This is a genomic window from Colwellia sp. BRX8-4, from assembly GCF_014077345.1.
Classification (GTDB): Bacteria; Pseudomonadota; Gammaproteobacteria; order Enterobacterales; family Alteromonadaceae; genus Colwellia_A.
In genome coordinates, this window is record NZ_JACGVS010000002.1 from 317,018 (window position 1) to 329,328 (window position 12,311).

The 12,311-nt window shown below is 38.4% G+C and carries 10 protein-coding genes; 1 reads left to right on the plus strand and 9 read right to left on the minus strand.

The features are described from left to right. Positions 1-116: 116 nt before the first annotated feature. Complete coding sequence (locus tag H4J56_RS03220) at positions 117-1,745, plus strand: AAA family ATPase (protein WP_182258839.1); 1,629 nt, start codon at positions 117-119, stop codon at positions 1,743-1,745. A gap of 50 nt (positions 1,746-1,795) precedes the next feature. On the opposite strand, the gene H4J56_RS03225 is transcribed toward H4J56_RS03220, so the two are convergent. From H4J56_RS03225 to H4J56_RS03265, 9 genes are all read right to left on the minus strand, one after another. Continuing rightward, positions 1,796-3,028, minus strand: coding sequence for an HD-GYP domain-containing protein (locus H4J56_RS03225; protein ID WP_182258840.1), 1,233 nt, complete (start codon positions 3,026-3,028; stop codon positions 1,796-1,798). 180 nt (positions 3,029-3,208) lie between these two features. Next, positions 3,209-3,805 carry a 3-isopropylmalate dehydratase small subunit gene (leuD, locus tag H4J56_RS03230; RefSeq protein WP_182213549.1) on the minus strand — a complete coding sequence of 199 codons (597 nt, stop codon included), beginning with the start codon at positions 3,803-3,805 and terminating at the stop codon, positions 3,209-3,211. Between the two features lie 2 nt (positions 3,806-3,807). Continuing rightward, positions 3,808-5,241 carry a 3-isopropylmalate dehydratase large subunit gene (gene leuC / locus H4J56_RS03235; RefSeq protein WP_070374598.1) on the minus strand — a complete coding sequence of 478 codons (1,434 nt, stop codon included), beginning with the start codon at positions 5,239-5,241 and terminating at the stop codon, positions 3,808-3,810. Between the two features lie 3 nt (positions 5,242-5,244). Continuing rightward, complete coding sequence (gene leuB / locus H4J56_RS03240; RefSeq protein WP_182258841.1) at positions 5,245-6,378, minus strand: 3-isopropylmalate dehydrogenase; 1,134 nt, start codon at positions 6,376-6,378, stop codon at positions 5,245-5,247. A 40-nt stretch (positions 6,379-6,418) separates the two neighbouring features. Beyond that, on the minus strand, positions 6,419-7,984 hold the full coding sequence (gene leuA, locus H4J56_RS03245; protein WP_070374596.1) for a 2-isopropylmalate synthase: 1,566 nt from the start codon (positions 7,982-7,984) through the stop codon (positions 6,419-6,421). Positions 7,985-8,332: 348 nt separating this feature from the next. Continuing rightward, positions 8,333-9,367, minus strand: coding sequence for a CDP-glycerol glycerophosphotransferase family protein (locus H4J56_RS03250; RefSeq protein ID WP_182258842.1), 1,035 nt, complete (start codon positions 9,365-9,367; stop codon positions 8,333-8,335). Continuing rightward, the gene (locus tag H4J56_RS03255; protein ID WP_070374594.1) at positions 9,367-9,762 is read right to left on the minus strand and encodes an adenylyltransferase/cytidyltransferase family protein; all 396 of its coding nucleotides are present in this window, start codon (positions 9,760-9,762) and stop codon (positions 9,367-9,369) included. Before H4J56_RS03255 ends, H4J56_RS03250 begins: the two co-directional genes overlap by 1 nt. 2 nt (positions 9,763-9,764) lie before the next feature. Further along, positions 9,765-10,832: a CDP-glycerol glycerophosphotransferase family protein gene (locus H4J56_RS03260; protein WP_182258843.1), complete on the minus strand. Its 1,068-nt coding sequence runs from the start codon at positions 10,830-10,832 to the stop codon at positions 9,765-9,767. Between the two features lie 3 nt (positions 10,833-10,835). Further along, complete coding sequence (locus H4J56_RS03265; RefSeq protein WP_182258844.1) at positions 10,836-12,275, minus strand: capsule assembly Wzi family protein; 1,440 nt, start codon at positions 12,273-12,275, stop codon at positions 10,836-10,838. Positions 12,276-12,311 lie beyond the last annotated feature (36 nt).

A 12,311-nucleotide genomic window follows, 5' to 3' on the forward strand; every position in this document is an offset into this window, starting at 1 on the left:
TTTCAGAAAGCTTAGCATATTTATATAAATTATTTACCAGCTAGTTTTGACTTATGATGGACTACAGGGTAGTTTCTATGACAGTTTATTGACTTTAAAAATTACTTAAATCTATTATGTATAAAGGTTATTTTGGTTTAAAAGAAAGCCCTTTTTCAATCGCACCTAATCCTCGCTTTTTATTTATGAGTGAACGCCATAAAGAGGCTTTGGCTCATTTAAGTTATGGCTTGGGTGAAACAGGAGGCTTTGCACTTTTAACGGGTGAAGTTGGCACCGGAAAAACCACGATCAGTCGGCGCTTAATGGAGCAGTTACCCGAAAATACGCAAGCGGCTTTTATTCTTAATCCAACATTATCAAGCCAAGAGCTACTGGCTACTATTTGTGACGAGCTAAAGATTCGTTACCGAAAGACGGGGGCAACGTTAAAAACACTCACCGATAAAATATATGAAAAACTCAATAAAAACCATCAAGCTAATCTTAATACGTTATTAATCATTGATGAAGCGCAGCATTTAGCGCCAGAAGTTTTAGAGCAGTTACGTTTATTAACAAACTTAGAAACAGATACTAAAAAATTACTACAGGTCATTTTAATTGGTCAGCCTGAATTAAAACAATTGTTGCAACGTCGAGACTTGCGACAATTGGCACAACGCATTACTGCTCGCTATCATTTGCTGCCGTTAACTAAGGGCGAAGTAGGACATTATATCCAACACCGCTTGTCAGTAGCACAATGTGAACGTATGTTATTTGAACGTGCCGCAGTGGCGGAAATTCATCGCATTTCACAAGGTATACCGCGGATAATTAATTTGTTATGTGAGCGTTCACTGACCAACGCCTATTGCAGTAATAATGCTTTGGTGACTAAAAAAATTGTTTTATTATCTGCACAAGAAGCATTAGGCGATGAATACCAAGCGACCTATTGGTGGCAACACAAAGCGGTTAAGGCGCTAGCCGCATGCACAATGTTAGCGGTTATTGTCGGTAGCTCATATTTCCTAGGTCAATTCTTTGGTGAAGATATTAACGAAACGTCGGCGCTCAATATTACTGAGCCTGCGGGTAATAACCTTATAAGTGACACTAGCGCTCCAGCGCTTATTGTTGCGGATAATGAAAGTTTAGCGACTAACAATAAAAAAACACCGGATAAAAATTTAGTTGCAGTAACAACAGACAATGCTTCTAAAGTGTTTGAAATAGAAAGCGATGGTGACAAAAAACGTGCTGTTGAGCAGCGTATCGTAACAACCGATAACACCGCAAACGTGCTTATGCCGGACAAGAGTTCTTCAGAGCAACTATCTACATTAGCAGACAGTAAATTAGCTGAAGATAAAGCGACAAGCAAGGTTAAAGAAAAGCTTTCGGTGAAAGCGGTTGACGGTGTTTCTGATGATTTGCTGGCGCTTTTTCAAAACGCAATAGATGATACCGAGCAAGACCCTCAATTCAAAAATAGCGCAAACCAAGCTGTCGAACCTGAGGTTAATGCACCGACATTATCAGATATGCCTGCTTGGGTGCAAAGTGAGTTACCTTCATTAAATTTTCAACAACATATTTATACCAGTGAAGGTGAAAGTTGGGTAAAAGTTAATGGCAGAGATCGCTATGAAGGCGACACTATTTCTGAGGAATTAGTGTTAAATCATATTTATGGTCAGAAAGTTATTTTAACGTTTAAAGGCCAGCAGTTTAGTTTGCCGGCGCTTTCTTCTTGGTAATATCATCGTTTTAAGTGGTCTGACTAATGTTTATCTGCAAGCGCTAAACGTTAGTCGATAAAGGCGGTTTTGAAAAAACCTAATAAATTAAGGTTAAATTCTTCAGGTCGAATACAGCAGTCAATTTGATCTTTGTATTTTGATTCACTCAAGTTAACTTCTCTAATCGGTATAGCTTGATTGAGGCGTATATTATAAAAAACGCGTACGTACGGGTGTAAGGGTTTTTGTTTATTTAAGCGGCTAATTAGCCCTAATTTACCACTGTTAAGTTTGACTAAGGTACCGACGGGATAAACGCCCATACACTGAATGAAGCTTTCAACTAATTCTTCGTCATAACATTCGGGGGACTCAGCAATAAGTTTCTTAAAAGCATTAATAGGGTGAACACTCTTTCTATATGAGCGATCACAGGTCATGGCGTCGTAGCTGTCGATGATAGCAAGCATCTTGCCATATTTTGATATGTCATCTCGCTTAAGGTTATTAGGATAACCCGAACCATCTAAACGTTCATGATGCTCTTGTATCATAGTCATCGCGACATGAGAAATGCTAGGACTGTCTTCTAATATCTTTAAGCCAAGCGCAACGTGACTGCGAATAATACTTTGCTCTTTAGCGGTTAACGTACCTTGTTTATTTAAAATATCGCTAGGTAATAATACTTTACCAATATCATGCAAAAAGGCACCCAGCGCTATTTCTTGGATCAAACGTTTGTCAAAGCCTAAATGTTTAGCAAAAACAGCCATCAAAATTGAAACATTGAGTGAGTGTTCAATAAGATAAGAGTCTTTAGTTTGAAAACGGGACATGCAGGTTAGGGCATCTTGATTTCGAAAAATAGAGTCAACCATAGCGTTAGCTGATTCTTCAACCTCGGCAATATTAATCGATTTTTTTTGTCTAATTTGTGAAAGGATTTTTTCTTGCAGTAATTTTGCGTTTTTATACAAGTCGCTGGCTTTTTTCATTTCGCTGTCAAATGATATAGCTAACTTTTCTAGCGAATTATTTTTTAGTTCAATAAGTTGCCTGGTTTTAATGTCAGAAAAAACCTTTTCAACATTAACGGTTTGCTTCTCTTTATCAGGCACAATAACGAGCTGAACAATATCAGCGTTACGTAATTGAGTAATACTTTCAAGACACGAAATATAACCTTCAGATTTGATCGAAAGATGATTGTTATCGGAAAATGATTTTACATACATGCCAGGTTTGAGCTGATCGATAGAAATAATTTCGGTGATTTCGCTCGTTGTTATTTTGGACATATTGTTAGGCGGCTAGTTACAAAGCTATAATTGATAATAGCTTATTACTAAACAATACTTTAGATTAATTTTAGTCATTAGTGCAATTGATGGGTGAAAGGGGGGAGGGGTGAAAAAATAAAGCTTCATCTACAATTTATCGGTAAAGAGCAGATGAGGCTTTAGGACGTAATACTTTACTTATTGCCAGCTTGGCATTTTTGCTTCAAAAGCTTTTATCGTGTCTAGCTTGTTTAATGTCCAGCCAACACTGTCGATGCCTTGTTCTAAACAATATTGATGAAACTTATCTAAACTAAAGGTGAAACTTAATTCGCCACAAGTGATTGTGTTATTGATTAAGTCGACGGTTAACTCGAGGTTTTCTTGGCTGCTCATTTTAAATAACGTGTCAATTTCTTCATCACTAAGTTTTATTGGCAGTAAACCAATATTAATACAGTTACCATAAAAGATATCGGCAAAACTTGGTGAAATTATAGCTTTGAAACCGTATTCCTCTAATGCCCATGGTGCATGTTCTCGACTTGAACCACAGCCAAAATTTTCACGGGTTAGTAGAATGCTTGCACCTTGGTACTGAGGTTTATTCAAAATGAATTCAGGGTTGTTTACTTTCCCTGATACGTCTAAATAGCGCCAGTCATGAAATAAATGCTGCCCAAAGCCTACTCGCTCTGTTTTTTGTAAAAACTGTTTTGGGATTATCTGGTCGGTATCTACGTTTGCTGCATCTAAAGGAACAACTAACCCCGTATGTGTTGTAAATTTTTCCATGATTATATTCCTTGTGAATTCAAATCAACAAAATGACCGGTAATTGCAGAAGCAGCAGCTAGCTCTGGGCTCACTAAGTGCGTTCGGCTACCACGGCCTTGTCGGCCTTCAAAGTTACGATTACTGGTTGAAGCACAGCGGTCACCTTCTGTTAGCACATCATCGTTCATGCCTAAACACATTGAACAACCGGGTAAACGCCATTCAAAGCCGGCATTACTAAATATTTTGTCTAAACCTTCCGCTTCTGCCTGCGCTTTTACGCGATATGAACCGGGAACAACGATGGCATCAACATTTGCTGATACTGATTTCCCTTGTGCTTGATAGCTTGCAACAACACCTGCGGCTGCGCGTAAATCTTCGATACGTGAATTTGTACATGAACCAATAAAGACTTTGTTAATAGTAATATCTGTAATTTTTGTACCCGCCGTTAAGCCCATGTAGGTTAAGGCCGCCGCACAAGAATCTTTTTCTACTTGCTCGGTAAAGTCATCGGGCGATGGCACTACGCTATCGACTGAAGTAACCTGTCCCGGTGTGGTTCCCCAGGTGATTTGCGCTTTAATCTCTTCGGCTTTAAGGGTTAAAATCGTGTCAAACTCAGCGCCTTCATCTGTTTTGAAGGTCTTCCAATCATTTAACGCTTCAAGCCATACATCGCCCTTTGGCGCATATTCTTTACCTATTAGATAATCGAAGGTGGTTTTATCAGGAGCGATTAAGCCCGCTTTCGCGCCAAATTCAATGCTCATGTTACAAACGGTCATGCGTTCTTCCATGCTCAGTGCTTCGATAGCACTACCGCAATATTCAACGACATAACCGGTCGCACCCGCACTACCTGTTTTGCCAATAATCGCTAAAATAATATCTTTTGCACTAATTCCAGCGCCTACTTGACCATTAACTTCAATTTTCATGGTTTTTGCTTTTGTTTGGCGTAAGGTTTGAGTGGCAAAAACGTGTTCAACTTCTGAAGTACCAATTCCAAAGGCTAATGCGCCAAATGCGCCATGGGTTGCGGTATGAGAGTCACCACAGACAATTGTTGTACCCGGTAACGTTAAGCCAAGTTCTGGCCCAATAACATGAACAATACCTTGATTTTTATGGCCCATACCAAATAGTTCAATACCAAACTCTTTACAGTTTTTTTCTAATGTTCTTAATTGATTGGCTGCGCCTTCACCCGCAGCATCAATTTCTATTGAACGGGTTGAAATGTTGTGATCCATCGTTGCAATCGTACGCTCTGGATGACGAACAGGGCGGTTATGAAACTTTAAGTTAGCAAACGCTTGTGGTGAGGTAACTTCGTGGATCAAATGACGGTCAACATAAAGCAAAGGTGTTTCACCCGCTTTTTCTTCAACAACATGTTGTTGCCATAATTTTTCATATAAGGTGGTAGCAGAATTTTTAGGACTCATCGGTTATGCCTCTGTTATTTTTTGATTAGCACTATTTTGTGCACTACTTTGTCGCGCAATAATCTGTTGGCAAATATAATCACCCACTTCAGTGGTGTTTTTAGCCTGATGTCTTTGGTTTGCGGGCAGTAAATCAGCGGTTAGCACGCCATTGTCTAATGCGCTTGCTACGGCATCTTCAATCGCTTGTGCAGCTGCACTTTCATTTAAGCTGTAACGTAGCATTAATGCTGCTGATAAAATTTGCGCGATAGGGTTAGCGATACCTTTTCCGGCAATGTCAGGCGCACTGCCACCGGCAGGTTCATACATACCAAAACCATCGCTATTTAAACTTGCAGAAGGTAATAAGCCCATAGAGCCGGTTATCATTGCGCAGATATCCGAAAGAATATCGCCAAATAAATTAGGGCATAATAAAACGTCAAATTGGTTGGGATCGCGAACAAGTTGCATGGCGGCGTTATCTACATATAAATGCTCTAAGGCAACATCGGGGTATTCACTCGCGACTTCTTCAACCACTTGGCGCCATAACTGACTGGTCGCTAAAACATTGGCCTTATCAACAGACGTTACCTTATTGTTACGTTTTTGCGCCGCTTGAAACGCCAAGTGAGCAATACGTTTAACTTCTTGACGAGAATAAAACATCGAGTCAAAGCCAGTTTCTTCTTCACCTTCACCGCGACGTCCTTTTGGCTCACCAAAGTAGATATCGCCGGTTAACTCGCGAATAACCAGTACGTCGAAGCCTTGCTGTGAAATATCACTGCGCAATGTCGATAATGATGATAAAGCCGGTTGTAAGGTCGCTGGGCGCATATTACAAAATAAATCAAAACGGCTACGCAAGCCTAATAATGCACAACGTTCAGGTTGTTGTGTAGGAGGTAAGTTAGCCCATTTTGGACCGCCAACAGAGCCAAATAAAATAGCATCGGCTTGTTCACAACCTTTCATGGTCTCATCAGGAAGGGCGTGACCGTGGCTATCAATAGCAGCACCGCCTATAGCGTAATCTTGTGTCGATATTTTTATATCAAATATTGTTGCGATGGTACTTAATACTTTTTTAGCTTCAACCATTACTTCTGGTCCGATGCCATCACCGGCTAATATTGCTATGTTCGACATGTCTTTTATACCTTTAGTCAATCTTATATGTTTGAATTTATTATAATGAAGCTTGAACGTCGTTTTTTAGTTCGCTTTTTATTTCATTAATGGTAATAGCGCGATGAATACTATTCAGTGCGTGTATCAAGGCTTTTGCTGAAGCGTCGATAACATCGGTCGCTAAGCCGTAGCCATGAAATTTTCTGTCTTGCCAGGTAACCACTAAATCAGCTTTACCTAAACCGTCTTCACCTTCACCTTTATTTGATATTTTGTAATCAGCGACCTCAAAGTCAATATCAACCGCTTTTTTAATCGCTCTATATAATGAGTCAACCGGGCCATTACCCGTTTCAGAAACAATATGGCTCTCTTTACCGGCTAATAATTTAATACTTGACGTGGAAAACTCTCCGCCGCCACACTGCACGTTTAATGTTTCTAGATGATAAAATTCTTGCTCTTCACCTTGTTGTTGAATATTAAAGTGTAATGCTTCTAAATCATCATCAAAGACTTGACCTTTTTTATCGGCTAACGCCAAAAAGTCACTGTATAACTCTTCTAAGTCAAACTCAGCTTCGGTATAACCTAAACTTGCCATGCGGTGTTTAATAACGTGACGACCACTGCGTGAGGTTAAGTTTAATTTTGTTTTACTGATGCCGACACTTTCTGGGGTCATAATTTCATAAGTATTACTGGCTTTTAACATGCCGTCTTGGTGTATACCTGACGAATGACTAAAAGCGTTACCGCCAACAATCGCTTTGTTTAATTGCACGGGCATATTACATAATTCGCTGACTAACTTTGAAGTGCGGGCAATTTCTTGATGGTTAATATTGGTGTGTACATTTAAGAAGTCATGCCGGGTTTTCATGATCATCGCGACTTCTTCTAGTGAACAATTACCGGCGCGCTCACCAATACCATTAATGGTACATTCAATTTGTCTAGCGCCTGCTTGTACCGCAGTCATTGAGTTGGCAACGGCTAAACCTAAATCGTTATGGCAATGCACCGAAATTACCGCTTGGTCAATATTAGGCACACGATTAAATAATTGGGTAATAATGCCGCCAAACTCATTGGGTAGGGTATAACCAACCGTATCAGGAATATTAATGGTGGTGGCACCCGCTTTTATAGCGTTTTCAACCATGCGACATAAATTGTCGATAGGGGTACGGCCAGCATCTTCACAAGAAAACTCGACATCATCAGTAAATTTTCGGGCAAATTTAATTGCATGGATTGCCATTGCTTCAACATCGGCAAAATCTTTCTTCAATTTTTGTTGAACATGAACATCTGATGTTGAAATAAACGTATGAATACGGAATTGGTCAGCGACTTTTAACGCATCGGCACAGGCTTGAATATCGCCTTCGACAGCTCGAGCTAAAGCACAAACTCGGGAGTTTTTAATGGTGCGGGCAATTTGTTGCACTGACTTAAAATCGCCTGGCGAAGAAACAGGGAAGCCAACCTCCATTACATCTACCCCTAAGCGTTCAATGGCTAGCGCAATTTGTAACTTCTCATGCACTGAAAGGCTTGCATTTAGTGCCTGCTCTCCGTCACGTAAGGTGGTGTCGAAAATAATGACCTTGCTGTCCATGTTTATTCCTTAATATTTATTGTGCTTAGGGTATTGGCTACTTACATAAAATACGGGTATAAAAAAACCCGCGGTAATATGCGCGGGTTTTAATGTTTATCTTTAATTTACAACAATAAAAAACCTATCCGCGCATTGATAATGTGAGGAGGAGGTTAATGCGAATAATATTTTTTATGGTCATTGTCGTTGTCATTGTCATTGTCGTTGTCATTAAAGTTGTCTTATTAGGTTAGTTTAGCTCGCTAGAGCAAACAGTCATCTATTAATAGCGTATTTACTCAAATAATGTCAATTAATTATTAATATTTAAAAAGTATAATGATGGCGCTAATGAATATAAGGCGTTTAAAACTTCCAATAATTAAGAATTTTGCGTTGCTTTAAGTTTCTGATGATATTGCGCGGTAGTGTTTTTATTGCCTGCTTGCCATTGAGTCGAATATCTTCTACAGCCTCTAATATCCGAAATGACGACTTACCATCACTATAAGGATGTAACTCCTGGGCATAACGATTTATCGCCAATATAAGTGTTTCTGAAGGCGATAATGCAACAGTTAATGCTTGGGGTAATTCTTTTGCATCGGTAATGTTAATTAAGTAATCACCGGGTTGGCTGTTATTGAACGCGATAACCGGCTTACCCAGTAAAGCAAACTCACCAATAACCGATGAAGTATCCGATACCATAATATCAGCCGACTGCAATAAGCTATTTATATTCGACGATGTTATTATTTTCAGGTTTTCTGAAGAGAGTTGAGCATAAAGCTCTAACCACTTTTTATCCATTTTTGGGTGAAACTTAATCAGCCAATTATATTTTTTATCATCCACTAAAGCGGCAATTTCTTCATATAAAAAAGGTGCGCAAGTCAACGCGGGTGAAAAAGTGGGCGCAAAGAGGATTGTTGGCAGGTTATTACTAAAATATTGCTCTTTGGGGGTATTAAATAAATTATCTAATTTTGGCCAGCCTGTTTCTTTAACATCGAAAAACTTATGCTGGTTAGCTAATTCATTAAAGCGATTGGTGGTCGCTGCGCCATGAGTACAATAGAGATCAAAGCAGTCTCTAATAACAAAGTGACCTTTTTTCTTCCACTCTAAGCCATGGAAAACTTGTACTTTAATACCGGGAATAAATCGTGGGATTATATTACCCGGCACGAAACTAGCGACAGGGTTAAAACTAATCACATCAGCAACACTGTTAAGTACCACTTCATCGGCAGCAAAATTACTCAGATCAACATCACTACCAGCAACAAACCAGGCAACTTGGCTGCCTTGGCTTAGTATTTCTTGCTGTAAAGGTCGCAAAATTTCAAAAGAATAATTTTGTGAAATATAGAAAAGATATTTTTGATTATTTTTCATTAACTGCGCTTAGTTTTTACTATTTCGATAATTTCTGTGGTAGAAACTGAAGGTGTCCTTGGTAAATATATCACCTGACAAAGGTCTTTTAAATGATCAAATTTACCTTGCCAGTCATCACCCATAATTAATATATCGGCATTGTAGTATTTAATATATTCAGCTTTTAGTTCTAAAGATTCTTCAAGAAAAACTTCATCGACGCATCTTAATGACCGGATAATATGCTTTCTATCTTCATCACAATATATAGGCGCTCGACCTTTTTTTGAAATATTTAATTCATCCGATGAAACACCAACAATTAAATGAGAGCCATGAAGACGAGCACGCTCTAAAATATTGACATGGCCAACATGAAAAACATCAAATGTACCAAAAGTAATTACGCGCATAGTTAAATCTCTGAGGTTATAAAATTCGCAATTCGTTCACTGCATTTACCATCAACCGTTCCCGTAAGCAGCTCGGTCATGGCTATACGGTCAGCTTCCTTTAAATCGGGATGCATAAGTTGATTGCTAATTTCATGAATTAATTGTTTTATGTTTGTTGTTTGACAGGCCACTTTGGCAAAATATTTTAAATCATCATCTAATCGATTGTTTAAACGCCATTTAAAAATCCCACGATAAGACCAACGGACCTTATAAAAGTCACACCAGATAGCAGGTTTATTTAGTGCAGTAAACTCAAAGAGTGTTGATGATGCATCACTAAATAACAAGTCGGCAACGCCCATAAAAGGAATAATAGATGTTTCTTCAATGGAGGAAACATAGACATTACTATAGGTGTCCCAGTGCTTAAATAGTGCTTGATGCTTTTTATATTTGTTTTTTATCAGCGAAAAAAAGTGAGGTTTCAAAATTAAATTATACTGGCCTACCAAAGAGGGGAAATCGTCAGGTAAGCACTCTATACTGCTGGGATAGAAAGTGGGAGCATAAAGAATCGTTTTCTTTTTAGGGTCTAATCCTAAGTCAGATAAGTTGATGCAATCTGAAGTTTTCTTAATAATAGGGTCCAATTTAGCATAACCCGTATCAACAAATACTTTATTGGGAAATAGGTTCTGTAAACGTTTTAATCTATGCTGACCTTCGACAAAACGGTAAGTTATATCTGATTTAGATACATCGTAATAGCATGATTTAGGACCAATACCATGTTGCATCAGTGCTGTTTTAGTAAAAGCGTTAATTTTTTTTAAGCCATTGAAGGCATTTCCAAAAATAATCCAATGAGGTTTTTTTTGCAGATAAAGTTCTCTCGCCTCATCAGAATCTTCAACAAGGGTATAACTTAGTTTTTCTTGTTCAACACTCTTTATTAATACAGTCTGTAGTTCTTTTTGATTGTATAAAAAAAAATGACAATTTACGCCATTTTTTTCAAGTGCATTTTTTACCGGCAAATACTGAGGTAAATAATAAAGATGTTGAATATCAAAAAAAACATTCATAAATTACCAGTTATAACCCAAAGTCGCACGGTAGAAAGACTCTCCATAAATATCACTACCAGCTGTTAACGAATAATTAATAAATCCATTTTTATATACTTGTTTTAAACTTAATTCTATCTCTTGCGCTCTAGAGTACTTATCTTGGGCCAAAGAATCTATAGCAGCGGTTCGAAATAGTGTTTGTAAATGATACTTGGGTGAAAAATCCCAGTTTAGTCTAATTAACGAAGAACGTCCCTGTGAACCATCTAAAAGTTCCTTGTTATTACCCCACCAGTGCCCCATAACAATACCATCATTTCGATAACCTCCATCATATATATGGTTGATATACCATGAGCTTTGAAACTTAGCGTGCTCTACATATAAGGAAAGTGTTTTGTTAATATAAGGTAAAAACAACCCGTAGGTTTCACCAATGTTACCTAACTGAGTGTTCTTGTGTCCTTTGGTATCCTCACCTGCATATTCCATATAAAAGGTAAAAGGGAAACCTCGGTAAGACAAGTCAAATTTATTGGTTAACGAAGCAATTTGATTACCCACTTCTTCATCGGAGTTGGCACAACCTGTTAAACCTGAGCCACAGTTATCTGAGTTAACGGGATCAATAATCGCATTCCAAATATCACTTAGGCCAGTGCTTCTTTTGCCGCCACCAAATTGAAAGGCTCTATTAGCACCTATCGTCCACCAGCTAAAGGGTTGAAAACTCATATGCATAGTCATTAATAATGGCTTTCCTGAGGATCTTGAACCACTATATTTTATACCCTCCATTTCTTCTAACTGTCCTAATGAAAATTCGTATTTAACATGCCAAGAGGTAATAGGTTTTACATTACTCATGGTAATAGACAAGGTTGGGGCAGCGTTAGTGGACAGTAATAATGCACTTTCTTGTGAGGGTGATAGCCAATGTTCGCGGTAGCCAATATCAAATTGAGCATATTCATAACCCAATGAAAAGTAGCTGTTATGGGGAATAATATTCTTACCATCGACGATGGTCCCCCCTAAATTTGCGATGGCATATTGATTGAACTGATAAAATCCAGCGGCACTTGCTTGGGCCGTGCTGTCCATGGCAACACCGCGATTATTGACTATGGTGAAGTTTTTATTGTTAGATGTTGAAAGCGTGGTTGATAAATGAGTGATCGCACTCTGCTTTTTATAACGTTTTATATAAGCAGAAATTCTATAAAAAAGGTCAGGATGAGAACCTTTAATTTTGTTTAGATAATCAACAACCGTGACAATATGGTAGGGTTTACTCAATATTGGCATTCGAGAAATTGTCGCTAGACGTGCGATTTCAAGTTCAATAAGAGCATCAGTTTTTAACGGTAAGTAAGGGCTAACACCATTGGCATTAGCCTGTTTTATATAAAATAATATAAATAAAGTGATAAAAAAAAAGTATTTAGTTTTGTGCACAAAAAAAGCCATCATATAATCTAAAATCGCTGTGAT

Excerpts from the sequence above, each read along its gene's own strand:
- H4J56_RS03220 (WP_182258839.1), top strand. The coding sequence starts at position 117 with ATGTATAAAGGTTATTTTGGTTTAAAAGAAAGCCCTTTTTCAATCGCA.
- H4J56_RS03225 (WP_182258840.1), bottom strand. The coding sequence starts at position 3,028 with ATGTCCAAAATAACAACGAGCGAAATCACCGAAATTATTTCTATCGAT.
- leuD (WP_182213549.1), bottom strand. The coding sequence starts at position 3,805 with ATGGAAAAATTTACAACACATACGGGGTTAGTTGTTCCTTTAGATGCA.
- leuC (WP_070374598.1), bottom strand. The coding sequence starts at position 5,241 with ATGAGTCCTAAAAATTCTGCTACCACCTTATATGAAAAATTATGGCAA.
- leuB (WP_182258841.1), bottom strand. The coding sequence starts at position 6,378 with ATGTCGAACATAGCAATATTAGCCGGTGATGGCATCGGACCAGAAGTA.
- leuA (WP_070374596.1), bottom strand. The coding sequence starts at position 7,984 with ATGGACAGCAAGGTCATTATTTTCGACACCACCTTACGTGACGGAGAG.
- H4J56_RS03250 (WP_182258842.1), bottom strand. The coding sequence starts at position 9,367 with ATGAAAAATAATCAAAAATATCTTTTCTATATTTCACAAAATTATTCT.
- H4J56_RS03255 (WP_070374594.1), bottom strand. The coding sequence starts at position 9,762 with ATGCGCGTAATTACTTTTGGTACATTTGATGTTTTTCATGTTGGCCAT.
- H4J56_RS03260 (WP_182258843.1), bottom strand. The coding sequence starts at position 10,832 with ATGAATGTTTTTTTTGATATTCAACATCTTTATTATTTACCTCAGTAT.